Source organism: Actinomadura sp. WAC 06369 (genome assembly GCF_003947565.1).
In the GTDB taxonomy this organism is placed as follows: Bacteria; Actinomycetota; Actinomycetes; order Streptosporangiales; family Streptosporangiaceae; genus Spirillospora; species Spirillospora rifamycini.
Genome location: NZ_QHJN01000011.1, coordinates 1 through 25251, shown reverse-complemented (window position 1 = coordinate 25251; position 25251 = coordinate 1). Strand labels below are relative to the sequence as shown.

Annotated in this window: 17 protein-coding genes; 11 read left to right on the top strand and 6 right to left on the bottom strand. The window is 74.6% G+C overall.

All coding sequences use genetic code 11. The features are described 5' to 3' along the window. The first annotated feature begins 108 nt into the window (after positions 1 to 108). From DMH08_RS04920 to DMH08_RS42300, 4 genes are all read left to right on the top strand, one after another. On the top strand, positions 109 to 1053 hold the full coding sequence (locus DMH08_RS04920; RefSeq protein ID WP_084550159.1) for a sulfite exporter TauE/SafE family protein: 945 nt from the start codon (positions 109 to 111) through the stop codon (positions 1051 to 1053). Continuing rightward, positions 1022 to 1804: a WecB/TagA/CpsF family glycosyltransferase gene (locus DMH08_RS04915; RefSeq protein ID WP_125611996.1), complete on the top strand. Its 783-nt coding sequence runs from the start codon at positions 1022 to 1024 to the stop codon at positions 1802 to 1804. The genes DMH08_RS04920 and DMH08_RS04915 overlap by 32 nt, the downstream gene beginning before the upstream one ends. 93 nt (positions 1805 to 1897) lie before the next feature. Next, the gene (locus tag DMH08_RS04910; RefSeq protein WP_026402219.1) at positions 1898 to 3160 is read left to right on the top strand and encodes a delta-60 repeat domain-containing protein; all 1263 of its coding nucleotides are present in this window, start codon (positions 1898 to 1900) and stop codon (positions 3158 to 3160) included. Between the two features lie 25 nt (positions 3161 to 3185). Next, positions 3186 to 4871: a CBM96 family carbohydrate-binding protein gene (locus DMH08_RS42300; protein ID WP_125611994.1), complete on the top strand. Its 1686-nt coding sequence runs from the start codon at positions 3186 to 3188 to the stop codon at positions 4869 to 4871. 196 nt (positions 4872 to 5067) lie between these two features. Here DMH08_RS42300 and DMH08_RS04900 read toward each other — a convergent pair whose 3' ends face one another. Beyond that, positions 5068 to 7845, bottom strand: coding sequence for a PKD domain-containing protein (locus tag DMH08_RS04900; RefSeq protein WP_125611992.1), 2778 nt, complete (start codon positions 7843 to 7845; stop codon positions 5068 to 5070). A gap of 268 nt (positions 7846 to 8113) precedes the next feature. Between DMH08_RS04900 and DMH08_RS04895 the strand changes: the two genes are divergently transcribed. The 7 genes from DMH08_RS04895 (at position 8114) to DMH08_RS04865 (ending at position 19544) form a co-directional block, all read left to right on the top strand. After that, entirely contained in the window at positions 8114 to 9553 is a 1440-nt protein-coding gene (locus DMH08_RS04895) for a hypothetical protein (protein WP_233617397.1), read from the top strand. After that, the gene (locus DMH08_RS41425) at positions 9550 to 11571 is read left to right on the top strand and encodes a sulfotransferase (protein ID WP_233617396.1); all 2022 of its coding nucleotides are present in this window, start codon (positions 9550 to 9552) and stop codon (positions 11569 to 11571) included. The genes DMH08_RS04895 and DMH08_RS41425 overlap by 4 nt, the downstream gene beginning before the upstream one ends. After that, positions 11568 to 13001 carry a hypothetical protein gene (locus DMH08_RS04885; protein ID WP_125611990.1) on the top strand — a complete coding sequence of 478 codons (1434 nt, stop codon included), beginning with the start codon at positions 11568 to 11570 and terminating at the stop codon, positions 12999 to 13001. The genes DMH08_RS41425 and DMH08_RS04885 overlap by 4 nt, the downstream gene beginning before the upstream one ends. Positions 13002 to 13087: 86 nt before the next feature. Continuing rightward, complete coding sequence (locus DMH08_RS04880) at positions 13088 to 15280, top strand: Wzz/FepE/Etk N-terminal domain-containing protein (protein ID WP_125611988.1); 2193 nt, start codon at positions 13088 to 13090, stop codon at positions 15278 to 15280. A gap of 6 nt (positions 15281 to 15286) precedes the next feature. Further along, positions 15287 to 16981, top strand: coding sequence for an oligosaccharide flippase family protein (locus DMH08_RS04875; protein WP_125611986.1), 1695 nt, complete (start codon positions 15287 to 15289; stop codon positions 16979 to 16981). Continuing rightward, positions 16978 to 18288 (top strand): RCC1-like domain-containing protein, encoded by a 1311-nt coding sequence (locus DMH08_RS04870; RefSeq protein ID WP_026402225.1) that lies wholly within the window; start codon positions 16978 to 16980, stop codon positions 18286 to 18288. Before DMH08_RS04875 ends, DMH08_RS04870 begins: the two co-directional genes overlap by 4 nt. Continuing rightward, on the top strand, positions 18285 to 19544 hold the full coding sequence (locus DMH08_RS04865; RefSeq protein WP_125611984.1) for a glycosyl hydrolase: 1260 nt from the start codon (positions 18285 to 18287) through the stop codon (positions 19542 to 19544). Before DMH08_RS04870 ends, DMH08_RS04865 begins: the two co-directional genes overlap by 4 nt. 793 nt (positions 19545 to 20337) lie before the next feature. Here DMH08_RS04865 and DMH08_RS04860 read toward each other — a convergent pair. From DMH08_RS04860 to DMH08_RS04840, 5 genes are all read right to left on the bottom strand, one after another. After that, positions 20338 to 21303 carry a sulfotransferase gene (locus DMH08_RS04860; protein ID WP_199747625.1) on the bottom strand — a complete coding sequence of 322 codons (966 nt, stop codon included), beginning with the start codon at positions 21301 to 21303 and terminating at the stop codon, positions 20338 to 20340. 147 nt (positions 21304 to 21450) lie between these two features. Beyond that, positions 21451 to 22341 (bottom strand): glycosyltransferase, encoded by an 891-nt coding sequence (locus tag DMH08_RS04855; RefSeq protein ID WP_233617395.1) that lies wholly within the window; start codon positions 22339 to 22341, stop codon positions 21451 to 21453. Between the two features lie 112 nt (positions 22342 to 22453). After that, on the bottom strand, positions 22454 to 23716 hold the full coding sequence (locus tag DMH08_RS04850) for a sulfate adenylyltransferase subunit 1 (protein ID WP_125612050.1): 1263 nt from the start codon (positions 23714 to 23716) through the stop codon (positions 22454 to 22456). 77 nt (positions 23717 to 23793) lie between these two features. Further along, the gene (gene cysD, locus DMH08_RS04845; protein WP_026402231.1) at positions 23794 to 24711 is read right to left on the bottom strand and encodes a sulfate adenylyltransferase subunit CysD; all 918 of its coding nucleotides are present in this window, start codon (positions 24709 to 24711) and stop codon (positions 23794 to 23796) included. Between the two features lie 95 nt (positions 24712 to 24806). Further along, positions 24807 to 25251: inositol monophosphatase family protein (locus DMH08_RS04840; RefSeq protein ID WP_325052908.1), on the bottom strand; the 445-nt coding region annotated here is incomplete at its 5' end.

Below are 25251 nucleotides of genomic sequence, written 5' to 3'. Positions count from 1 at the left end.
GTCCCTCCAGGGGTGTCGTTTGGCCCGGCCCACCCGGGTTACGAAGCCGGGGTCGCGATCCTTTACCGTGATAGCCGGTAATCCCTACATGTCTGGTAGATCATGGCGATGGACTTCGATTGGCCGATGGCGCTGGGCTCGTTCCTGGTCGCCATCGTCGTCGGTCTCACCGGCATGGGCGGCGGTGCGCTGATGACGCCGATGCTCGTGACCTTCTTCGGGGTCAGCCCCCTCGCGGCGGTCTCCAGCGACCTCGCCGCGTCCGCCGTGATGAAACCCGTCGGCAGCGCCGTCCACTACCGGCGGGGCACCGTCGACCTGCGCCTGGTCGGGTGGCTGTGCGCGGGCTCGGTGCCCGCCGCGTTCTGCGGCGTGCTCATCCCGCGGGCCCTCGGCGACGGGGAGGCCGTGCACGACTTCATCGAGCTGGCGATGGGCATCGCGCTGCTCGTGGCCGCCGCGGGGATCCTGGTCCGCGGCCTGCTGGCGCGCCGCGCGCGGCCCGACGAGGACGACGGCCCCATCACCGTGCGTCCCGTCCCGACCGTGCTCGTCGGCGCGGTCGGCGGGCTCGTCGTGGGGATCACCTCGGTCGGGTCCGGCTCGCTGATCATCGTCGCGCTCCTGCTGCTGTACCCGGCGCTGAAGCCGAACCACCTGGTGGGGACGGACCTGCTGCAGGCCGTCCCGCTGGTGTTCGCCGCCGCGCTCGGCCACCTGCTCTTCGGCGAGTTCCGGCTGGAGGTCACCGCCGCGCTGCTCGTCGGGTCGATCCCCGGCGTCTACCTCGGCTCGCGGATCTCCTCCCGGGCCCCCGCCGGACTCATCCGCCGCCTGCTCGTGCTCGTCCTCGTCGCCTCCGCGCTCAACATGTTCGGCGTCGGCGTGGTCCCGCTGGCGTGGACGATCGCCGCGATCGCCGCCGGGACCGCCGCGACCTGGCTCGTCGGCCGGAGGAAGCGGGATACAGTGCCCTCCGAGTCGCCGGACGAAGCCGGAGAAACAGGAAAGCGGAGCACGCGTGGACGATCGATGGCCGCACCAGACCGTTGACGTGCTGGGCGTGCGCGTCAGCCGCATCGACGCCGCCCGGCTGCGGGAGTTCGTCGCCGCCGCCGTCAAGGACCGGACGAAGCTGACGATCACGTTCGCGAACCCCGACTACGTCCGGAAGGCGCAGAAGGACCGCGCGCTGCGCGACCTCATGAACGGGTTCGACCTCAACCTGCCGGACGGCTGGGGCGTGGTGCTGGCCGCGAAGATCTTCGGCCGGCCGGTGCCGGGGCGGATGGCCAACGACGACCTGACCGACGACCTGTTCGGGCAGCCCGCGGAGGAGGGCTGGAGCGTCTTCCTGTTCGGCAACGCGCCCGGCGTCGCCGACGACGCCGCGCGGAACCTGCGGGAGTGGTTCCCCGGGCTCTCGATCGCCGGCACCCAGCACGGGCACTGGGCGCGGGACGGCGTCCTGCCCCCGGAGACCGCGGAGCGGCTCGTCGCCGAGATCAACGCGGCGGCGCCCGACATCCTCCACGTGGGGCTGGGCACACCGCTGCAGCAGCGGTTCGTCGCCGAGCACCGCGACGCGATCGAGGCGCCCGTCATCATCACGTGCGGCGCGTACTTCGAGCATCTCGCCGAGCGCCGCGAGTACTACCCGCCCTGGGTCCTGAAGCTGCGGATCGGGTTCCTGTACCGGCTCGCGCGCGAACCGCGGCGGCTGTGGCGCCGCTACACCGTCGAACTGGGCTCCTACCTGGGGCGCGTCCTCGTGCACCGGATCCGGCACGGCAAGCAGTCCTGATCCGGACGCGGGCGGCCGCCGCCGAAACCCGGACGCGGCGATCAATTGCGTGGTAGAACATGCCGGGTCAACGCCCTTCCCCCGGAGACCGACATGCGCAAGCGCTCTGCCGCCGCGGCGACACTCCTCGGCGCAGCCCTGCTGTTCCCGGCCGCGGCCTCGGCCGACATCGCCCACTCCTCGGTCGTCTCGGCCGACCCGGTGGACGCGACGCCGCACGTCCTGGACGGGACGGTCCGCGCCATCGCGGTCGTCGGCTCCACGGTCGTCGTCGGCGGCAACTTCGAGCAGGTGCGCAACGCGGGCCGGAACGCGAAGGCGGCGGCCCGCACGAACCTGTTCTCGTTCGACCTGGCCACCGGCAAGATCACCACGACGTTCGTCCCGCAGATCGACGGGACCGTCTACGCGCTGCAGCCCGGCCCCGACGGCACGGTGTACGTGGGCGGCCGGTTCAAGAACGTCGCGGGCGTCAAGACCGGCCCCCTCGCGCTGCTCCAGGTGTCGACGGGCAAGGTCGTGCCGTCGTTCAAGCCCGCCATCCCGTGGGGGCGCGTGTCGAGCATGGTGCGGCGCGACGCCCGGCTGTACGTCGGCGGAACGTTCACGCAGGTCGGCAAGACGGCCGTCACCGGGCTCGCGCGCCTCAACGCCGCCACCGGGGCCGTCGACCCGACGTTCGACATCACGCTGAGCGAGCCGCGCGCGGGCGAGCTGAAGGTCCAGAACCTCATCGTGAACCCGCAGGACACCCGGCTGGTCGTCAACGGCACCTTCACCCGGGCCGAGGGGCAGCGCCGCTACCAGCTCGCGATGATCGAGACGGCGAAGACGGCGAAGCTGTCCACCTGGGCGACCGACGCGTACACGTCGCCCTGCAACCGGACGGCGTTCGACACCTACATGCGCGGCATGGACTTCTCCCCGGACGGCTCGTACTTCGTCGTCACGACGACCGGCGGCCCGTACGGGCCCCGCCAGATGTGCGACACCGCCGCCCGCTTCGAGACGAACAAGACCGGTTCCGGCCAGAAGGCGACGTGGGTCAACCACACCGGCGGCGACACGCTGCTGTCCACGGCCGTCACCGGCGCCGCCGTCTACGTCGGCGGGCACCAGCGCTGGATGGACAACCCGTACGGCTCCGACTCCCCCGGTCCGGGCGCCGCCGCACGTCCCGGCATCGCGGCGCTGAACCCGAAGACCGGCAAGGCGCTGTCGTGGAACCCGACCCGCAGCCGCGGCCACGGCGTCGAGGCGCTCGTCGCGACCCCCAAGGGCCTGCTGGTGGGCAGTGACACCGACCAGCTCGGCCGCGAGTTCCATGGGCGGATCGGGATGTTCCCGCTACGGTAAGTCTGCACTGGCGAGAGGAGCGGGCATGACGGGGTGGGAACGGCGCGGTGAGACGCCGCCGAGCTTCGGACGTCCCGCCGGTCCGGACGGGCGTCCGCCGCGGAACCGCCGCGCCCGCCGGGCCGCCGCCGCGCGGGCCCGGTCCCGGTCCCGCACCCGGCGGCGGGCGCTGCGGGTGACCGCGCTCGGCGCCGTCCTCGCCGCCGCCGCGGGCGCCGGCGTGGTGCTCGCCCCCGGCGACCTGTACCGGACGGCCCCGGTCGACGGCAGCGAGCGCATCACGGTCGTGCCCGCGTCCGCCGACACCTACGTCAGCCGCGAGGAGCCCGACTCGGTCCGCGGCGCGCACGCCGTCGTGAGCGCCGCCGCGTGGCCCGACTGGCACACCGAGGGCTACCTGGCGTTCACCGTCCCGTCGACGGCGGCGCCGTTCCGGTCGGCGCGGCTGGAGCTGACCCTCGAGCGGTTCGACCACCTCCCCGCGGACGTGGAGCTGCGGGCGCTGCCCGGCGGCTGGTCGGAGCACGAGACGTCCTGGCGGAACCGGCCCCACGCGGGACGGCCGCTGGCCCGGGTGCCGCTGCCCCGCCCGGACGCCCCCGGCGGGCCGGACGAGCGGGTGACGGTCGACGTCAGCCGCTGGATCGACGGGCCCGGCGACTACGCGTTCGCCCTCGTGAACGCGCAGCGGCACACGTCCGCCCGGTTCCGGGCGGGCGAGACCGCGGCGGGGCCCCGGCTCGTCCTGTCCCCGGACGCGCCCGCCGCGGCGCCCGCGCCGACGGCGAGCACGGCGCCGAGCCCGTCCCCGTCGGCGCCCGAAGCGTCGCCGCCGCAGGCCCGCGACGCGGCCCCGGCGCCCGCGCCGTCGTCCCGCAAGCCCGACGCGAGCGGCGGGGGCGGTGGCGGCGGCTCCAGGACGGACGCCAGGACGCTGTGCGGCGTCTCGCTGGAGGTCGACCGGGGGCAGACCCACCTGGAGGCCCTCGCGGAGGCCGAGCGCCGCTACGGCCGCCTGGACATGGTCCGCCAGTTCTACCCGGGCACGCCCGGCGCGTGGCCCGGCCGGTTCGGCGACAAGCTCGGCAAGCGCCCGACCGTCGTCTCGTTCAAGATGAACCCGCGGGACGTCCTCGCCGGGAAGCACGACGCGAAGATGGCGCGGTGGTTCGCGGAGGCGCCCGACGACCGGGACGTCTACTGGGTGTACTACCACGAGCCCGAGGACAACATCGCGGACGGCCACTTCACGGCGGCCGACTACCGTGCCGCGTGGCGGCGCCTCGCCGGGCTCGCCGACCGCGCGGACAACCCGCGGCTGAAGGCCACGCTCGTCCTCATGAGCTGGAGCCTGGAGCCGGAGTCGCGGCGGAACTGGCGCGACTACTACCCGGGCCGGGACGTCATCGACGTCCTCGGCTGGGACACCTACAACCTCGCCAAGAGCCGGTACCAGACGCCCGACGAGATGTACGGGAAGGTGCTCGAGGTCAGCGCGCAGGAGGACCTGCCGTTCGGCGTCGCCGAGACGGGCGCCCACCTCATCCCGGGCGACGACGGCGCGAAGCGCGCCGCGTGGCTGCGGTCCATGACGCGGTACCTGGAGCAGAAGAACGCCCTGTGGGTCGCCTACTTCGACCTCGACTGGCCCACCGGCGACTTCCGCCTCCTCGACGCGCCCAGCATCAAGGCGTGGAACGACTTCTGCTGACCCGCGCCCACCGGCGCACCACCCACCACGGCGACGGCCCGCTCGGAGCACCGGCTCCGGGCGGGCCGTCGCGTTCGGCCCCTGGGCCGCCCGTGAGGGGCGGGGGCCCCGGCCGCGGTGACGCTCGTCCGGCGTCCGCGTTCGACGGCGAAGGCCCGCCCGGAACGGATCCGGGCGGGCCTCGCCGTGCGTCGGGTCAGGCGGCGGGACGCAGGACGACCGTCCACATCAGGCCGCGGCTCGACGCGTTCGTCGTCGCGGTGAGGGGGCCGTGGTTCCCGGTGGCGACGGCGCCGCCGCTGTCGACGAGCAGCGACGTGACGCGGCCGCCGCCGCTGCCGATGCTCACGGCGCGCTGCTCGCCGGACGACGGCGGCGTCCACGCCGTCGTGGTGGACGACTTGTCGGACCAGTAGGACACGACCCAGCTGCCGGGCTCGGTCACCGCGACCTGCGGCGCGCTGTGCTCGGCGGCGTTGTCGGTCGCCTTCGCCGACGCCGCGACGGGGGACGCCGCGGTGCCCGAGTAGGCGACGAGCCGCAGGGAGACCTTGGCGAAGTCGCCGAGGCCGACGGTGACGGCGGACCCGGCGTCGCCCGCCCCCGCGACCTTCCGCCACAGCGTGGACCGGGAGGCGCCGTTCGTCTGCGTGCCGACCTCGGTCCACCCGGCGGGCGGGGTGACGTCGGACGAGTCGGTGTTCATGGTCGCGAACAGCAGCATCGCGTCGCCGGCCTGGACGCCGGGCGGCACGGTGACGGCCGCGCTCGTCGTGTTCTCGTTGAAGCCGGCGGTGCCGCGGAACCCGACGGGCACCCGGTCCTCGGCGACCGTGACGGTCTGCTCGGCGGTGCCGGTGCCGCCCCGGTTGTCGGTGACGGTGAGCTTCACCGTGTACTCGCCGGGCTCGTCGTAGGTGTGCTGCGGCGTCACGCCGGTGCCGGTCCCGCCGTCGCCGAAGTCCCACGCGAGGGACTCGACGGTGCCGTCGGCGTCGCTGGACGCGGAGCCGTCGAACGAGCAGTCGAGGCCGGTGCAGGTGCGGGTGAAGGCGGCCGTGGGCTTGCCGTTGGGCTCGGCCGCGTGCAGGAACACCGTGCGGCCGCGCCAGTCGCCGCCGTCCACGAGCACGGACGTGCCGCCCGGGACGCCCGCGGCGAAGTTCACCGCGCGCAGGTTCCCGTTGGTGTTGTCGACGTAGTACAGCTTCCCGCCGGAGACGAACATGCCGCCGACGTTCCGCCAGTCGACCGAAGCGAGGTTGTTCGTGGCGGTGTACTCGATCGCGCCGACGACGCCGCTCTCCGGCGTGAAGTGCCGGTAGTGCAGGGCCGCGTCGCCGCGGGTGTAGTAGATCTTGCCGTCCGAGTAGAACATCCCCTGGACGGTGCTGACCTGCGAGTGCCAGGTCGTCATCGGGACGAGCTGGTCGGCGGTGTCGATCGGGGTCTGCGCGCCGAGCGAGGTGCCGTCGAACGTGCGGGAGTAGAAGCCGCCGTCGGAGCCGCCGTAGTAGAGGCGGCCGCTGAGCATGAACGCGCCGCGGGCGTAGCGCCAGTCGACGCCGGCGGTGGAGCCGGTCTGCTCGGGCCCGGCGGTGGAGCCGTCGAACGAGCGGTGCTTGAGGTAGTTCTGGGCGCCGGCGCCGATGCCGCCCGCGTAGTACACCTCGCCGGGCAGCTCGCCGGGCTCCAGCACCGGCAGCGCGGTGCCGCCGGCGGCGGGGAACATCGCGACCTTCTGGTGCGTCTCGCCGCCCGCGATGTCGGTGTCGCTGCCGATCCACACGCCCTGGCCGGTGGCGAGGATGTCGAAGACGCCGACGCCGCGGGTGCGGCCCGGGTTCCAGGTGAACGGGAGTCCGGTGAGCGGGTCGAGGGCGGCGATGCCCTCGCGGGCGACCGCGCCCTGGCCGGCCTTGTCGGCCGCGAACGGGTTGTTGGCCCAGCGGAAGTGGCCGCCGACGTAGACGGCGTCGTCGGTGACCTCGACGGCGTAGGAGGTGTCGCCGCCCGTCCAGTTCGTCCAGGTGGGCTGCTTGCCGGTGCCGTTGGCGGCGTTCTCCCAGCGGGCGTGCGTGTCGCACATCTGGGTGGAGCCGCGGTGGCCGCCGGTGGTGGTGACGACGAAGAACGAGCCGTCCGGGGCGAAATCGACGTCGCGCATGTAGGTGTCGAACGACGGCGAGCACTGGTCGGCGTACCGGGCCGTGTGCCAGTTCGCGAGGGCCGCCTTGGAGCCCGTCAGGTCGAGCATGAAGATCTGCGGCCGGGACTGGCCGCCGACGGACGTGAAGTTGCCGACGCCGACGAGGCGGGAGCCGTCCGGGGTGACGTCCATCTTGATGACGGCGGTGTAGCCGCCGTTCTGGGTGCCGGCGACCTCCAGGTCGTAGAACGCGTCGCGGGCGCCGGTGGTCGGGTTCAGGGTGGCGAACGCGGGCTGCGCGACGCCGCTCACGTGGGTGAACTGCCCGGCGACGTAGAGCCGTCCGCCGGCCATCCGCAGGTCGCGGACCCGGCCGGTGAGGTCCGGCTGGAACCCGGCGATCGGCGCGCCGGTCGCGGCGTCGATCCGGGCGAGCTTGCGGTGCGTCTGCCCGTCGACGGCGTTGAAGCTGCCGCCGATGTAGAGGCTCTCGCCGTCGGGCGCGGGCAGGATGGCGCTGACCTCGCCCGCGTCGACGGCGGGGTCGAAGGCCGTGTCGAGCCGTCCGGTGGTGGCGTCGAAGGCCAGCAGCCGGGCGCGGTTCACCACCGGCTTGTTCGCGCCCGCTTCCTTGACCTGGGTGAACGAGCCGCCGAGGTAGATGGTGTCACCGACCTGGACGATCGCCTTGACCGAGCCGTCCTGGACGTGGGGGGTGAAGTCAACGGGGTTCTCGCTGACCAGGGAGCCGCCCGGGGCGGCGGCGGCCGTCCCGACTCCGGCGACGCCGAGCCCGGCGGCGGCCAGTGCCGTCGCCGTGGCCAAGGTGCACAGTCTTCTCCAGCGCACGCGTGTTCTCCTCAACCGTCCTGCCGATCGAACGACATCCCCCGATACGCCCTGCCTCACGGGCGTCAAGCCGGGTAACACTACCGCCTGCGAGCCCCACACCTCCGGGTGAACCCCCACATTTCACCCGGTTGCCCGAAGGTGGCCACGCGGGACGGCGCGGCTCGTGCATCATGCGGGACATCCGGCGCATCCCGGCGCGGCGGTTAGGATCCAGTACTTCGAACGGTAAAGGGAGGGGCACGTGGCCGGCACGGTGACGAGACGTTCCCCCGCCGGGCGGCGCGCGGGAGCGGGCGTCCCGGACGAGCCGGACCCCGGCCTCCCCCGGCTGCCCGCGCGGGCGGACCCGCCGCTCGTCCGGCTGCGGCCCGGCTGGCCGCTGACGGCGATCTTCCTGCTGTTCCCGCTGTGGTGGCTGCTCGGCCTCGGCGCGCTGATCTTCATGATCATGGCGGTCCCGATGGGGCTGTACCTGTGGCGCCGCCGCGACCGCATCGTCGTCCCGCGCGGCTTCGGCCCGTGGCTGCTGTTCCTGGTCTGGGTGCTGTTCGGCGCGGCGACCCTCTGGGCCGAGGTGCCCGGCACGCAGCAGAGCGGCGGCGCCGGACGGCTGCTGGTGTTCTTCTGGCGGTACGCCTGGTACCTCGCCTGCACGATCGTGCTGCTCTACATCGGCAACACCAAGGAGCGCGACCTGCCCACGGGCAAGATCGGCAACCTCCTCGGGGTCATGTTCATCGTGACGACCGTCGGCGGCATGATCGGCCTGCTGATGCCGAACCTGCAGCTCACGTCGCCGGTGGAGATGCTGCTGCCGAACTCGCTGGCGTCCAACGCGTTCATCGAGGACATCGTCCACCCGAAGACGGCCGAGGTGGAGTCCATCCTCGGGTACGAGCAGGCGCGGCCGATGGCGCCGTTCGCGTACGCCAACACCTGGGGCGCCGCGTACGCGCTGTTCCTCCCGTTCTTCCTGATCACGTGGGTGGCGCGGGCGCGCGGGACGAAGCGCGTCGCGGGGATCACGATCCTCGTCATGTCGCTGTGGCCGGTCGTGTACTCGCTGAACCGGGGCCTGTGGCTGGCGCTCGCGCTCATCGCCGGGTACGCCGCGCTGTCCATCGTCATCGCGGGCGGCTGGAAGATGGCGACGCGCGCGGCGGCGGTGCTCGCGGTCGGCGCGGTCGTCGTGGCGTTCTCCCCGCTGCCCGGCATGATCAGCGACCGGCTGAACAACCCGCACAGCAACAACCGCCGCGTCCAGCTCGCGGTGGAGACGGTGCAGGCCACGGTGACCGGGTCGCCGCTCGTCGGGTTCGGCTCCACCCGCGACGTCCAGGGCAACTTCAACTCGGTGGGCGGCGGGTCGCGGCCCGACTGCGACGCGTGCGCGGTGCCGCCGCTCGGCACCCAGGGCCACCTGTGGCTGCTGGTCTTCGCGCACGGACTCGGCGGCACCCTCGCCTTCCTGGCATTCTTCCTGAGGCGCTTCGGCCGCCACTGGCGCGACCACACGGCCTACTCGCTCGCCGGGTGCTGCGTGCTCGTCGCGTCCGGGCTCTTCCTCTTCGTCTACGACATCGTGGAGGTACCGCTGTACACGGTGATGATCGCGGTCGCGCTGATGTGGCGCGCCGAACGGGACGCGCGCGCGGCGAAGCGCGGCGAGGCGGCGTCATGAGCGACCTCGCCGGTCCCTGGGTGGAGACCGTGGCGGACCTGTGGCCGGGCGCGGAGGTCTCCTTCCCCGGCGACGCGTCCGGGCGGGCCGACCGCGAACTGCGCTTCCTGCCGAACGCCGCGGCGCCCCGCCTGCTGCTGCCGGCCGGACGCGCGGGCGTCGCGGCGGCGGCGCTGCGCCGCTACAGCCACGACCTGACGGCCAAGCAGCGGCTCGCCCGCGCGGCGGGCGCCGCGGCCGCCCGCACCGGGCTGCCCGGCCGGACGCTCCGCGACCGGATCACCGTGCGCGGCGGCGGGCCGTCCGTCGAGGACCGGCTCGGCGAGATCCTCGGCCGGGACGTCGTCGTCGTCATCGGCCTCGGCCCGGCGGCCCGCGCGAACCGCAAGCCGATCCTGCACGCGCTGACGCCGAAGGGACGGGCCGCCGCGTTCGTCAAGGTCGGCGACAACGAGGCGACGCGGGCCCTCATCGCCGACGAGGCCGCCGCGCTCGAGCACCTCGCGGACCGCACGCCGCCCGGCGTCGAGGTCCCGCGCGTCCTGCACCACGGCGAGTGGAACGGGATGACGCTGCTCGTGCTGTCCCCGCTGCCGACCAGCGCCCGCGGCCGGCGGCCGCGGGAGGAGGCGCCCGTCGCGGCGATGCTCGCGCTGGCCGGCGTGGACGGCCTCGCCCGCGAGCGGCTCGCCGGCAGCGCGTTCTGGGAGGCCGTCCGCGGCACGCCCGCCGCGCTCGGCGACCCCGCCCGCGCCGCCCGCCTCGACGCGGTGATCACGGAGATCGAGGCCCGGCACGGCGCCCTCGACCTGGAGTTCGGCGCGTGGCACGGCGACTGGACGCCGTGGAACATGGCGTGGCACCGGGGCGTCCTGCGGCTGTGGGACTGGGAGCGGTTCGAGCCGCGCGTGCCGCTCGGCTTCGACCTCGTGCACTACCGTCTGCAGGAGCGGACGCGCCGCCCCGCTCGGGCTGTCCGCGGCGGCGGCCGAGGCGACCCTGGACCTCTACCTGCTGGCGCTGTGCTGCCGCTACCAGCGCGCCGGGACGGGCCCGCGCGGCGAGGCGGTCCGCGCCCAGGCCGACGGCCTTCTCCACATGCTCGCCGAGCACACCGCACAGCCCTCCGGAGGAACCCCGTGATCTCCCGCCGCGACGCACCCCAGTGGCTCAAGGAGGCCGGGCGCGGCGCGACCCGCACCGTCGGCCGGCTCACCGCCGACTCCCGCATGCTGCCCGGCCTGCTGATGGTCGGCACCCAGCGCGGCGGGACCACGTCGCTGTTCCGGGCGCTCGCCGAGCACCCGGCGCTCGTCCAGCCGAACTTCCACAAGGGCGTCCACTACTTCGACGTCGAGTACCACCGCGGCATGGCCTGGTACCAGGGGCACTTCCCGCGCCGCGCCGCCGCCCGCAAGCGGCTGGAGGCGGCCGGACTGGACGGCGTCGAGCCGATCGCGTTCGAGTCCGCGGGCTACTACATGCACCACCCGCTGGCGCCGCGGCGGATCGCGGCGGACCTGCCGGGCGTGAAGCTGCTCGCGACGCTGCGCGACCCGGTCGAGCGGGCGTACTCGGCGCACCGGCACGAGCTGATGCGCGGGTTCGAGACCGAGGAGTTCGAGCGGGCGCTGGAACTGGAGCCGGAGCGGCTGGCGGGCGAACTCGAGAAGATCGCCGCCGACCCGGCGTACCTGAGCCACGCGCACCGGCACCAGGCGTACCTGGACCGGAGCCGGTACGTCGAGCAGATCGAGGTGCTGTTCGAGCTGTTCGGCCGCGACCGGGTCATGGTGGTCTTCGCGGAGGACTTCTTCGCGACGCCCGAGCCCGTGTACGACCGGATCCTCGACCGGCTCGGGCTGCCGCGCGTCCACCCGGCCAAGTTCGAGCAGACCAACGCGCGGCCCCGCTCCCCCATGCCGGACGCGCTGCGCGCGCGGCTGGACGAGCACTTCCGGCCCTACGACGAGCGGCTGGCGGACCTGCTGGGCGAGGTGCCGCCCTGGCGGCGATGAGACGGCGCCGCGGGCGTCCCGGCCGCCCGGTGCCGCCGGGCCGCGGGCCCCGCGAACCGGTCGTCCGCGATCCGGACGCCGTCCCGCTGACCCGGTACGCGCGGTTCGCCCGGCGGCACCTCGTGCTGTTCTGCGTCCTGCCCGCCCTGTTCGGGGCGAGCGGGCTGCTCGTCGCGGTGCTGGCGCCGAAGAGCTACGTGTCGACGGTGAACGTGCTGGCGCCGCGCGTGCCGCTGCACATCGGGCAGCTGCTGGGGCCGGGCGACGACGCGGAGGACACCCGCCCGCCGAAGCCGTCCACGGTCGACACCGAGGCGCAGCTCGTCCGGTCCGACGAGGTCATCGAGCGGCTCGCGACGGTCCCGGGTTTCCGGGGGTCGCCGCGGGCGCTGCGGGAGCGGGTGACCATCACCGTGCCGTCGAACACGCGGGTGCTGGAAATCGGCGTGCGGGCGCCGACGCCGGAGCAGGCGCGGGACGGCGCCGCGATCGTCGGCGAGTCCTACCTGAACCTGCGGCACCAGATCCTCGGCGGCGTCCGGCAGCGCAACCGCGAATCGCTGGCCCGGCGCGAGTCGGTGCTGGAGGAGCAGCTCAAGACGTTCCCCGACGAGAACGCGTCGCAGTCGCAGCTGACGGCGCGGACCCGGCGGCAGGCCGTGCAGAAGCAGCTCAAGGAGGTCCGCAACCAGCTCTCCGCGATCGACGGCGCCGACCTCGAGAGCGGCGAGATCATCCGGTACGCGAGCCTGCCGCAGCGCACGGAGAACCGGCGGCGGGACGTCGCGCTGTCCACCGGCGCGGCGGCGGGGCTGACGCTCGCGCTCGGCATCGCGCTGCTGCGGGACCGCCGGCCGCGCCGGGTGCGCGACGAGGAGTCGGTCGTGCTGCGCACCGACATCCCGGTGTTCGGCCGCACGGCGCCCGACGAGGCCGACCGGGACGGGACGTGCCGGCGGCTGCGGAACCTGGTGTTCGACGAGGAGGCGCGGTGCGTCCTGCTGGCCGGCGCGCCCGCCGGGGCGGCGCTGCCGGCGGCGCGGGAGCTGGCCCGGCTGTGCGCGAACGGCGGCTCGTCCACCATGCTGCTGGTGCTGCGCCAGGACGGCGCGGACGGGGACGTCCAGACGTCGCGGGCGTTCCCGGAGACGGCGAACTGCGTCCGGCGGACGGTGCGGATCACCGACGGCGACCGGAGCCTGCGGGAGGCCGTGGACCGGGCCCGCGCGGAGGCCGAGATCGTGATCGTGACCGGACCCGAACTGGCCAGCGTGGACACCTTGACGCTGGCGACGTTCTGCGATCTGACGGTCGTGGTGGCCGAGCGGGGGACGACCGTCGACGTCGAGGTCGCGCGCGGGATCGCGGTGCTGGCCGAGACGGCCGTGCCCGCGCGGGGGCTGATTCTGGCCGAGCCCGCCGGCCGTTGAGACGGACCAACGTAGGTGAACGGAAGATAAAGTCATGGCGTTGACGACCCGGCTCTGGACGAGCGAGTCGAGCGAAGGGAATCGATGTGGCGGTTGAGCACTCGGCGGAGGCACGCGGCCAGCTGGTCGCGATGCTCCGGCGCCGCATGCGCCTGCTCATCGCCCTCGTGGTCGCGGGCACGGTGGCCGGCGTCGGCGCGGGCGTCCTGCTCCCCGCCCAGTACTCGGCGACCGCGTCGGTGCTGGTGTCGCCGCTGGAGGGCAACCCCTACTCCCCCGAGGGCCGCGGCGACGACCTGATCAACCTGGAGACCGAGGCGCAGCTCGTGCAGACCGACGCGGTCGCCGAGCTCGTCCAGCAGAAGCTCAAGGGCGAGGACGTCTCCACGCTGCGGGCGAACGTGTCGACCGTCGTCCCGCCGAACACGCAGATCCTGAACATCGTCTACAACGCGAGCAGCGGCGACGGCGCCGAGAAGGGCGCGCGCGCGTTCGCCGAGGCGTACCTGAAGTACCGGCAGCAGCGCGCGCAGGCCGTCATCGACGGCAAGCTGAAGAAGCTGGAGGAGCAGGCCGCCAAGGTTCAGGAGAACATGACGCAGGCCAACCAGCAGCTCGCGACCGCGTCCAGCGCGCAGCGCACCCTGCTGGGGCAGCGCATCACCGCGTACGCCAACCAGCTCGGCGTGATCGACGAGCAGAAGAACGACGTCAGCAGCACCCCGGTGGAGCCCGGCCAGGTGATCAACCCGGCGGCGGCGACGGGCGGCGCGGGCGTCGCGCGGATCGGGATCTTCGGCGCGGCCGGCCTCGTCGCGGGCGCCCTGCTCGGCCTGGCGCTGGTGCTGACCCGGGAGCGGCTCGACCGGCGGCTGCGCACCGGCGAGCAGGTCGAGGCGATGGGCCTGCGGGTGCTGAGCATCGTGCCGCCCGGCGCGGGCGGGGAGCTGGCGCTGGCGGACGGGGCGCGCACCCCGGCGGGCGAGGCGTACCGGCGGCTGCGGTCGGGGATCGTCGCGAACATCCAGGCGACGCCGATCACGATGCTGGTGGCGGGCGCGACGCCCGCGACGACCACCTCGACGACCGGGACGAACCTGGCGGTCGCGCTCGCCTACGCGGGGTCGGACACGATCCTGGTGGACGCGACGGCCGACGAGCCGGACCCGGCGGCGTCGTTCGGGCTGCCGCCCGGCAAGGGCCTGTCGGAGATCCTGCTCAAGGGGACCGACCCGGCGGCGCTGCTCATCCACGCCGACTCGCAGCTGCGGCTGCTGCCGCGCGGCACGAACCCGGCCGCCGCCTCGCACCGGTTCAGCGGCCCGCGGATGCGCGACGCCGTCGACACCCTCCGCGACCGCGCCGACTTCGTGCTGATCAACGCGCCCGACGTGCACGACGCCGACACGCAGGCGCTGTGCACGCTCGTCGACACCGTCGTCCTCGTCGTCCAGGACGGCGTCACCACCCGCGAGGACCTGCAGCAGGCGTACGCGGAGGTCGTCCACGCGGGCTCCACGGTGCTGGGCGTCGTCATCGAGTCGTCGTCGGGCGTCCCGCCGCGGCCCGTCCGGCACGCCACCGCGCCCCGCCCGGCGCCCGCGCAGCAGCAGCCCGGCGGGCGCGCCGCCGACCGGCGCCGCTCCGGCCCGCCCGGCGAGTGGGGCCGCACCGGCGACGCGGGCGACGGACGCGCCGAGGGACGTGGCGAGGGGCGCGGCGAGGGCCGGGCGCGCGGCGGGCGGCGGTCCGCGCCGCCGCGCGGCGGCGCCCGCCCGCCGGTCGACGAGTCCGACACCAACACGACGGTGCAGCTGCCCGCGCTGCCCGCCGGTCCCGGCAAGAGCGGCCCGCCGAAGAGCCCGCCGCCCAAGAGCCCGCCGCCGAAGGGCCCCCAGGGCGGCCCCGGCCAGGCGGGCCCGGCCCAGAGCGGCCCGCCGCAGGGCACGCCGACCGCGAGCGGCCTGGCGAAGTCGCCGCCGCCGGCCGGCCCCCCGTCGAGTCCCCCGGCGAGCCCTCCCTCGACTCCCCCGTCGAGTCCTCCGGCGAGTCCCCCGGCGAACGGGACGGCCGGGCGACGGCGCTCCGACAAGCCCGCCGACCGGCGCCCGGCCTCGGGGCGCGGCACCGGACGGCACGGGACGCGCGGCGCGTCGCAGCACTTCGGGTCCGACCGGCTCGCGGGCCGCGACACCCCGGACCCGCAGGACAAGTCGGTCGCGGGCGGCGCCGACGAGGGCAGCCCGACCAACCGGACCCGGGACGACTTCCACCTCTGAGGGCAGATGACCACCGCGACATCCGGCGCCCCCGGTCCGCCGGGGGGCGCGAACGCCGATCTCGGCAAGCTCGCGCGCGGCGGCGCGCTGAACCTCGTCGGCGCGATGTGCGCCGGGCTCATGGGGTTCGTGCTGATCGTCGCGGTCGTGCGGACGTACGACGAGGCGCTGGCGGGCGCGTTCTTCGCCGCGACGTCGCTGTTCCTCATCCTGAACGCGGTGTCGGGGCTCGGCAGCGACGCGGGCCTGCTGCGCTGGGTCCCGCACCACCTGGCGCTGGGCGCGCGGGCGAACGCCCGCCGCACGGTGCCGATCGCGCTCGTCCCCGTCCTGGCGACCGCGTGCCTGGCCGGGCTGGCCATGGTGGCCACGGCGCCGTGGTTCGCGGCGCTGGTGCACGGCGACGCGCCCGGCGAGACGACGGCGATGCTGCGGGTCCTCGGCCTGTTCCTGCCCGCGGCGGCGGCGCAGGACGCGCTGCTGGCCGCGACGCGCGGGCACGGCTCGATGCGGCCCACCGTGCTGGTCGACAAGATCTTCCGGCAGGTGGCGCAGGTCGCCGGGGTGCTGGTCGCGTACGCCGTCGACGGCGACGCGGCCGTCCTGGCGCTGGCGTGGAGCCTGCCGTACGTGCCGGGCGTGCTCATCGCGGCCGTCCAGTACCGGGCGCTCGCGCGGCGCGCGGGGGGCGGCGGGGCGCCCGCGCCCGTCCGCGACCTCGCGGGGCCGTTCTGGCGGTTCACCGCGCCGCGCTCGCTGGCGCAGATCTGCCAGACCGCGCTGCAGCGCTCGGACATCGTGCTCATCGCCGCGCTCGCCTCCCCGCGGGAGGCCGCGATCTACACGGCCGCGACCCGGTTCATCGTGTTCGGGCAGCTCGCCGCGCAGTCGCTGCAGCAGGTGATGCAGCCGGCGGTGAGCCGGCACATGGCGACGGAGGACGTCGCGGGCGCCCAGCGGGTCATGGCGGTCGGGACGACGTGGACCGTCGCCGTCACCTGGCCGCTGTACCTGACGCTCGCCGCCGGGGCGCACGTGTTCCTCATGGTGTTCAGTCCCGAGTACGCCGACGAGGGGCGGAGCACCACGATCGTGCTGGCGCTGACGATGCTGCTGGCGACGGCGATCGGCCCGGCGGACGTCGTCCTGCTGATGGCGGGGCGCAGCGGGCTCAGCCTGGGCAACAACGCCGCCGCGCTGGCGGTGAACATGGTGCTGAACGTGGTGCTCATCCCGCTGTTCGGGGTGCCGGGCGCGGCCGCGGCGCGGGCCGCGGCGCTCGCCACGCGGAACGTGCTGCCGCTGCTGCAGATCCACCGGATTCTGGGCATCCTTCCCACCGGTGCCGGATTGTGGCGATCTATCGCTTATGCCGTCATCTGCTTCGGTATGCTCCCGGTGAGCGTCCAGGCGGCACTGGGCGCGACGGTCCCGGCGCTGGCGCTGGGCGTCGCCCTCGGGACCGCCGGATACGCGGTGTTGCTCTGGACCGGCCGGGAACGGCTGTCGCTCACCGCGTTCAAGGCCCTGCTGCGGCGCCGCGGCGCCGGCCGGGGCCCCACCGCCGCGTCCACCCCCGCAGAACGGACCGTCCCGCCCATGGAAGAACGAATGCTCCCGCCGGACCGCACGGTCCCCGACGGCATGTGGCCGGGCGCCGGCCTGCCGCCGGACCGCACGATGCCCGACCGGCGTCCGTGAGGTCCCTGCGGACGGCCGCGGCGCCCGCCGCGGCCGGTGCCCTCTGCCTCGCCCTGACCGCCGCCTGCGGCGGCGCCGACGCCGAGGACACCCGCCCCACCGCGCCCGCCGCGACGGCCGGGGAGGTCTGGAGCGTCGGCCTCGACGACTTCGGCCAGCTCGGCCGCAAGGCCGACGGGTTCGACGTCGCGCTCGGGCCCGTCCGCGCCCCGACCGGGCGGGGCACGCTGACCGGCGTGAAGGCCCTCGCCGCCGGGAAGCGGCACTCGCTCGCGCTGCTCGAAGACGGGCGCGTCCTCGCCTGGGGCGCCAACAGCAACGGGCAGCTCGGCGACGGCACGAGCAAGCCCAGGTCCGTGCCCGTCCCGGTGCGCGCCCCGGACGGCGCCGAGGGCGAGCTGCGGGGCGTCAGCGGTATCGCCGCCTCCGGGAACCTGTCGCTCGCGCTGCTGGCGGACGGACGGGTCGTGACGTGGGGCGCGGGCGGCAGCGGCCAGCGCGGCATCGGCACCACCGAGGCCCCCGCCCTCCCGACGACCGTCCGCACCCCGGAGGGCGACGCGCCGCTCACCGGCGTCACGTCCATCGCGGCGGGCGACCAGGCGTGCCTCGTCACGCTGCGGGACGGGCGCGTCCTGTCCTGGGGCGGCAACCTCGCCGGGATCCTCGGCACCGGGGGCGTGCGGGCCCGCGCCCTGCCGGCACCCGTCAGCGGCGCGGGCGGGCAGGGGCAGCTCACCGGGGTCGCCGAGCTCGCCGCGGGCAAGAAGCACGCCATCGCCCGGCTGCGGGACGGCACCGTGCTGGCCTGGGGCAAGAACGACCACGGCCAGCTCGGCGACGGCACCGTCCAGGGCCGCTGGGCGCCCGCCCCGGTCGCCGGCCCGTCCGGCGGCGCCCCGCTGGGGGACGTCACCGCGGTCGCCGCGGGCGGCAACCACAACTACGCGCTGCTGGAGGACGGGACGATCGTGGCGTGGGGCTCGAACGGCAACGGGCAGCTCGGCGACGGCGGCACGCGGCCGTCCGCCCGTCCCGTCCCGGTGAAGGGCTCCCACACGCCCCGGCTGCGCGGCGTCACCGGCGTCCGGGCCGGCGACGGGTTCGGGGTGGCGCTGCTCGCCGGCGGCAGCGCGCTGACCTGGGGAGCCGACGGCAAGGGGCAGCTCGGCGCCGGCAGCCGGCTGCCGCGCGCCCGGCCCGGCCCGATCATCCTCGCGCAGGGCGCCCGCGCGGGAACGTTCCTGTCCGCCGCCGCGGGCGGCAGCCACCTGCTGTTCCTGATGCAGCCGCGGGACAGCCGGTGACGCACCCGGCGCGGCCGCGGCGGAGCCGCGGCGCGGCGGCGCTGCTGGCGGGCGCCGCGCTCTGCGCCGCGACCGCCGCGCCGGTCGCCGGGGCCGGGCCCGCGCGGGCGGCGTCCCCCTCCCCCGCCGCCGCGCCCGCCACCGCGCCGGCCACCGGGTCCGCCGCGCCGGACGGCGGGCGCGCGCCGATGCTGCTCGGCGCCACCGCGCACGGCGACGCCGACCTCGCCGAGCGGGAGCGCGAGACCGGGCGCCCGCTCGGCGCCGTCCGGGTGTTCCGGCGGTGGGGCGAGCCGGTCGTGGACGACTTCGTCCGGTCGCGGGCCCGCTCGCACGTCTTCTTCATCTCGGTGAAGGCGCGCCGCCCGGACGGCTCGAAGCTGCGGTGGGCCGACATCGCCTCGGCGCCCCCCGGAAGCGCCATCGATGACGAGATCCGGCGGCAGGCGCGCGCGCTGAAGGAACTCCCCGGCAACGTGTGGTTCACCTTCAACCACGAGCCCGAGAACGGCGCGTCCTCGGGCATGGGGCGGCCGCGCGAGTACACCGACGCGTGGCGCCGCGTCGTGGCGGTGTTCCGGGAGGAGGGCGCGCGCAACGTCCGGTACGTGTGGACGATGACGGACGCGGCGTTCGGCCGCGACGCGGCCCGCTACTACCCCGGCGACGACCACGTCGACGCGATCGGCGTGGACGCCTACAACTGGTTCACCTGCCGGGGCCGCGACGAGGGCTGGCGCCCGCTCGGCGAGCTGATCGAGCGGCACCGCCGGTTCGGCGAGAAGCATCCGGACGAGCAGCTGATGATCCTGGAGACCGGCACGGTCGAGGACCCGGCCGACCCCGGCCGCAAGGCGCGCTGGCTCGCCGAGGCGACCGCGCTCCTCCAGCGGCCGGAGTACCGCCGGTACACGGCGCTGCTGCACTGGGACGCCCGGCACGCGCGGCCCGAGGGCCCGACCTGCGCCTGGGACTACCGCAGCTCGGAGCGGTCCCTGCGGGCGTGGCGGGCGATGGCCGCCGCGCCGGTGTTCGGCGCGCGCGTCCCCTGCCCGCCGAACTGCCGGGACGAGGAAGAGGACGCGCGCGGCGACGCGCTAGGGCCGGTGCTCGCCGCCGCCGGGGGCGCCGGGGTGCTGGCCGCCCTGGGGGCCTGCGGGTGGCTGCTCCTGCGGTCCCGCCGCCGGAGCGGCCCCGGGAGCCCCGGGGGCACCGGGGGCGCCGGGGGCGCCGGCTCCGGGCCCCGGGGCGGCTGAACCGCCGGGGCCGGCTGCGGCGGCCGCGGCCGGCGCGGCGCTGCGGCGCTTCCACAGCAGGAACCCGCCGCCCGCGAGCAGCACCAGCACCACGCCGCCGCCCGCGACGGGCAGCACGGGGAACCCGCCGTCGTCCGCCGCCTCCTGCGCCGCCCGGTTCTGCACGGCCTCGGCGTGCTCGCTGGCCTGCGCCTTGTCCTCGCCGACCTTCGTCTCGGCGAGCGGCGGCTGCGCGGCCTTCTCCTCGATCTTCTTCGGGTCCTCGCGGGGCGGCAGCCCCTCCGCCTCCGGCAGCAGCTTCACGAAGCCGATCAGCGCCTTGTCGGGCCGGGACCCGTTCGCCGCGACCGCCTTGTCGTAGGCCGACTTCACCTGCGACTGCGGCAGCGCGGTCGACTTGACCCGCAGCTGCTGCCCGCTGATCACCGCGTAGGTGCCCTTGCGGCCCACGCCCTGGACGAGGCCGTTCAGGACGGCGTCGGGCGACTGGCCCTGCGGCAGCACGGCGACGAACACCGGGGAGTGCAGCGCCTTGTTGTCGCGCAGCAGGTCCAGCGCGCCGTCCGACTGGAAGTACTTGGCGCCGGAGTCCACGTAGTACCCGGCCTCCGCGACCGAGTCGACCACGAGCGTCATGTCGGGGTCGGCGTGGGCGGCGGTGGGCGGCGCCAGCAGCGCCGCCGCGGCGGCCGCGGGCAGGACGAGGGACAGGCGGCGGCCTGCGGGCGGTCGTACGCGCACGGAACGGCTCCTCGCAGCGGCTCGGGGGAAGGGATGAGGGGAAAGGGATCGGTCAGACATATCCGTAGTGCCGCAGCAGCGGCAGGGTCAGTGCGGTGACGGCCCGGCGCCGCGCCGGCGGCATCTTCTCGCGCCACGCGTCGTCGCGGCGCAGCTCGACCCGTCCCGTCGTGAACCGCATCGGGTTGCCCGACGCGGTGTGGTTCGCCGACAGCGTCGCGTGGTCGTCCTCGAGGAACGCCAGGTCGCCGTCCGACACCGGGAGCCCGGCGAACTCGGCGATGGCGCGCAGCGTCCCGCGCGGGTCGGCGAGGAACTCCTCGTACCGGACCGTCCGCACCGGGACGCCGCGGCGCCCCAGCAGCGCGAACGCCCCGTTGGCGGCGTTCCAGTGCATCGCGACCTTGTGCGGCGACCAGCGCGCCATGTACTGCTCGGGGCTCGCCTCGGTCGCCTCCGGGCGGCGGATCTCCTTGGACCAGGACTGCGCCACGCCCCGGCTGTCCCGCAGGACGTGCGCGACCCGCAGGTCGAGGCGTCCCCCGGCGGCCGCGGAGCGCAGGCAGAACGCGAGCGAGGCGTGCTTGCTGGAGTCGATGAGCAGCCGCGCGCCGCTCACCCGCCGGACCGCGTCGTACAGCCGCTCGTAGTACCGGACGTACGCGGCGAGCGGCCCGCGCAGGTCGTCGGGGACCGCGTCGGCGCCGCCGCCGCGCGACAGCGCCGGGATGTGGCGGGTGCGGTCGACCGGGTCCTTCGCCGCGCGGAACTCCGCGAGGTCGAAGGCGTCCCAGCCGCCGAACGCCAGCTCGCCGACCTTCCCCCAGAACGGGCATTCCGGGAACGGAACCCCGCATCCGCACTGCTCGCCCGCTCCGACGCCGCGCTCCCACAGGTGCACGACCTCGCCGAGCGACACGGTGCCCGGAAGCTCACCGAGGAGACGCTCGATCAGCGTGGTACCGCTGCGCCCGAGAGCCCCGATGAACAGCACCCGCACGGGGGCGTCCACTGCCATGCCACCTCACCGAAAAGCCTGCCGTGCCGCGGCACCCGCGGCGGCCCCGTAAGCCTGCTTCGCGTATGCCCGCGACGTGCCCATCACCGTACAGTTCGCCCGGACGTGCCCGGGCGGGAATCGCCCAGGCCGCATGCCCGGGACCGGTCAGATCCCCCGCCCGCGCGCGTGCAGCGCCAGCAGCACCCGCTTGCCCGACACCGCGCCGGACGCGACGGCGAGCGCGAACGGGACCCGCCGCTCCGCGGGGTTCGCCTTCAGCGCGCGCGCCGACCAGCGCAGCGCGTCCTTGCGGCGCCCCACGGTCGCGCACCCGAACGCCAGCTGCCCGTACACCCGCGCGGCCGCGCCCGGCACGTCGCCGATCTCCGGGTACCGCTCCAGGAACCACTCCAGCGCCGCGACCTTCGTCTCCCACGCCTGCGCGTAGTACGACGTCAGCCCCCACAGCACCCGGACGTACGGCACGTCGACGTTCACGACCGGGGCGCGGCGCGCGGCGCGCAGCGCGAGGTCCCAGTCCTCGCCCTGGCTGCCCGGGATCGACTCGTCCACCATGCCGATCTCGACGAGCCGCTCGCGGCGCGCCACGTACGTCGACGAGTGCACGCTCATCATCCGGTCGCGGATGAGGGCGTCGTAGGTGACGCGGTCGGTCCCGGCGAGCCGGGGCAGCTCCCGGCCGTCGAAGTCGACGAGGATGCCCGAGCTGCACAGCACCGTGTCCGGCTCGTCCGCCACCGCCGCCTCCAGCGCCGCGACCTGCGCCGCGAGCTTGCCGGGCAGCCACTGGTCGTCGTCGTCGCAGAACGCGACGAGGTCGGTGCCCAGGTGCAGGATGCCGCTGTTGCGGGCGCCCGCCAGGCCCGGCTCGCGGGTGTTCGCGATCACCTCGACGCGGTCGCCCGCCAGGCTCGTGTCCGGCTCGGCGCGGTCGAACACGACGACGGCGCGCAGCTCCCCGTCGTAGTCCTGCGCGAGGACCGACTCCAGCGCGCGGCGCAGCAGCTCCGGCCGGTTGTGCGTGGGAAGCACCACTCCGACGGATGGGGGCATCGACGACCTGCCTTGGCTTGAGTTGTGGGGGGACGGCGACGGGCGCGGGACCGGACGGTCGCCGTCCGGTCCCGCGCGCCGACGCCCGCGAGGGTCAGCGGGTACCGATGATCATTCCGGCCCCGACGGTGTTGTTGGTGGCCTCGTCGACGAGGATGAACCCGCCGGTGAGCCGGTTGCGGCTGTAGTCGTCCACGAACAGCGGCTGCGTCACCCGCATGCTGATCCGGCCGATCTCGTTGAGCGCGAGCCCGTCGGCCTGCTCGTCGCGGTGCAGGGTGTTGACGTCCAGCCGGTAGTGCAGGTCCTTGACCATCGCCTTCGCGGTGCGGGTGGTGTGCTTGACGACCAGCTTGGACCGCGGGGTGAGGGTGCGGTCCGGGGTCATCCAGCAGACCATCGCCTCGATGTCCTGCGCGACCTCCGGCCGGTTGTTCGGCCGGGCGATCATGTCGCCGCGGGAGATGTCGATGTCGTCGGCCAGCCGCAGCGTCACCGACATCGGCGCGTACGCCTCCCCGACCGGGCCGCGCGGCCCGTCGATGTGCGTGATCGTCGTGGTCAGCCCGGAGGGGAGGTGCACCACCTCGTCGCCCGGCTTCAGCACGCCGCCCGCGACCTGCCCCGCGTACCCCCGGTAGTCGTGCAGCTCCGGGTCGGTGGAGGCGTGCGGGCGGATCACGTACTGCACCGGGAACCGCACGTCGATCAGGTTGCGGTCCGACGCGATGTGCACGTGCTCCAGAGTGTGGAGCAGCGACGACCCCTCGTACCAGGGCATGTTGACGCTGCGCTCCACGACGTTGTCGCCGTGCAGAGCCGAAATGGGCACGAACGTCAGGTCGGTGACGTCCAGCTTGGAGGCGAACGCGGTGAACTCGTCCACGATCCGCTGGTAGGTGGCCCGGTCGTAGTCGACCAGGTCCATCTTGTTGACCGCCACCACCAGGTGCGGCACCTGCAGCAGCGTCGCGAGGAACGCGTGCCGCCGCGACTGCTCCAGGATGCCCTTGCGGGCGTCCACCAGGATGATCGCCAGGTCGGACGTCGACGCGCCCGTCACCATGTTCCGGGTGTACTGGATGTGCCCGGGGGTGTCGGCGATGATGAACTTGCGGCGCGGCGTCGCGAAGTACCGGTACGCCACGTCGATCGTGATGCCCTGCTCCCGCTCGGCCCGCAGGCCGTCGGTCAGCAGCGCCAGGTTCGTGTACTCCTCGCCGCGGTCCGCGCTGGTCCGCTCCACCGACTCCAGCTGGTCCTCGAAGATCGACTTGGAGTCGAACAGCAGCCGGCCGATCAGCGTCGACTTGCCGTCGTCGACGCTCCCCGCCGTGGCGAACCGCAGGATGTCCATCGGCTTCCCGGACGCCTGCGCCTGCTCCGGCGTCAGCGGCGCCTCCGGCGACCCGCTCTCGAATGACGCGGTGGCCATCAGAAGTAGCCCTCCTTCTTGCGGTCTTCCATGGCCGCCTCGCTCGTCCGGTCGTCGGCGCGGGTCTGCCCCCGCTCGGTGATCCGCGTCGCCGCGATCTCCTCGATCACCTCGTCCAGCGACTCGGCCGCCGACTTCACCGCGCCCGTGCAGGACGCGTCACCGACCGTCCGGTACCGGACCGTCGCCTCGAACGCCGGCTCGTCGTCGCCCCGGTTGGCGAACCCCGTCTGCGCGTCCAGCAGCAGCCCGTCCCGCTCGAACACCTGCCGGGAGTGCGCGAAGTAGATCGACGGGAGCTCCAGCCCCTCGCGGCGGACGTAGTCCCAGATGTCGAGCTCCGTCCAGTTCGACAGGGGGAACACCCGGACGTGCTCGCCGCGCGTGATCCGCGTGTTGAACAGGTTCCACAGCTCGGGACGCTGGTTCTTCGGGTCCCACTGGCCGAACTCGTCGCGGAACGACACCACCCGCTCCTTGGCGCGGGCCTTCTCCTCGTCGCGCCGGGCGCCGCCGAACGCCGCGTCGAACCCGTGCTCCTCGATGGCGTCCAGCAACGTCACCGTCTGCAACCGGTTCCGGGACGCGCGGCGCCCCTTCTCCTCCACGACCCGGCCCTTGTCGATCGACTCCTGCACCGACGCGACCACGAGCCGGACGCCCGTCTCGGCGACCCGCCGGTCACGGAACTCGATCACCTCGGGGAAGTTGTGCCCGGTGTCGACGTGCATCACCGGGAACGGGATCGGCGCAGGCCAGAACGCCTTCTCGGCCAGGCGCAGCATCACGATGCTGTCCTTGCCGCCGGAGAACAGCAGCACCGGCTTCTCGAACTCGGCCGCCACCTCCCGGAAGATGTGAATCGACTCCGACTCTAGGACGTCCAACTGGGACAGCAGATAATCGCCACGCTGCATGATCTGGGGCTTCTCTCCACGAACTGGCAGGTACTACCGGTGGCACGCGACGGGCGCACCCGTCCACCGGCTCGAACGACGGCCGCGAAGCGGGGTCACGTCGGCAGCGCGTCGCTCACGTCCCGGATGCCGGTCAGCAGCGTCGACGCCGACACGGGATGACACACCAGGATATCCGGCAACCTGGGGTCCTCACGGTTGTAGGCCAGCGCCGCCCCGTCGACCCGCGACGCGTGCGCGCCCGCGGCGAGCGCCACCGCCGCCGGAGCCGCCGAATCCCACTCGTACTGGCCGCCCGCGTGCACGTACGCGTCGACCTCCCCGAGCAGCACCGCGGAGATCTTCGCGCCCGCCGAGCCGATCGGCACCAGCTCCACGTCCGGCTCGACCGCGTCCGCCAGCCGCCGGACGAACTCCGGCGGCCGCGTCCGCGACACCGCGATCCGCAGCTTGCCCGCCTCCGGCGCCGGCACGTGCAGCGGCCCCTCCCGCGGCACGTGCCGGCGCCGGAGGCGGGCAAGCTGCGGATCGCGGTGTCGC

What these genes read in the sequence shown, in the direction of transcription:
- DMH08_RS04860 (WP_199747625.1), bottom strand. Translation starts at nt 21,303, where the DNA reads ATGGCAGTGGACGCCCCCGTGCGGGTGCTGTTCATCGGGGCTCTCGGG.
- DMH08_RS04910 (WP_026402219.1), top strand. Translation starts at nt 1,898, where the DNA reads ATGCGCAAGCGCTCTGCCGCCGCGGCGACACTCCTCGGCGCAGCCCTG.
- DMH08_RS04850 (WP_125612050.1), bottom strand. Translation starts at nt 23,716, where the DNA reads ATGGACATCCTGCGGTTCGCCACGGCGGGGAGCGTCGACGACGGCAAG.
- DMH08_RS04875 (WP_125611986.1), top strand. Translation starts at nt 15,287, where the DNA reads ATGACCACCGCGACATCCGGCGCCCCCGGTCCGCCGGGGGGCGCGAAC.
- DMH08_RS41425 (WP_233617396.1), top strand. Translation starts at nt 9,550, where the DNA reads ATGAGCGACCTCGCCGGTCCCTGGGTGGAGACCGTGGCGGACCTGTGG.
- DMH08_RS04920 (WP_084550159.1), top strand. Translation starts at nt 109, where the DNA reads ATGGACTTCGATTGGCCGATGGCGCTGGGCTCGTTCCTGGTCGCCATC.
- DMH08_RS04885 (WP_125611990.1), top strand. Translation starts at nt 11,568, where the DNA reads ATGAGACGGCGCCGCGGGCGTCCCGGCCGCCCGGTGCCGCCGGGCCGC.
- DMH08_RS42300 (WP_125611994.1), top strand. Translation starts at nt 3,186, where the DNA reads ATGACGGGGTGGGAACGGCGCGGTGAGACGCCGCCGAGCTTCGGACGT.
- cysD (WP_026402231.1), bottom strand. Translation starts at nt 24,711, where the DNA reads ATGCAGCGTGGCGATTATCTGCTGTCCCAGTTGGACGTCCTAGAGTCG.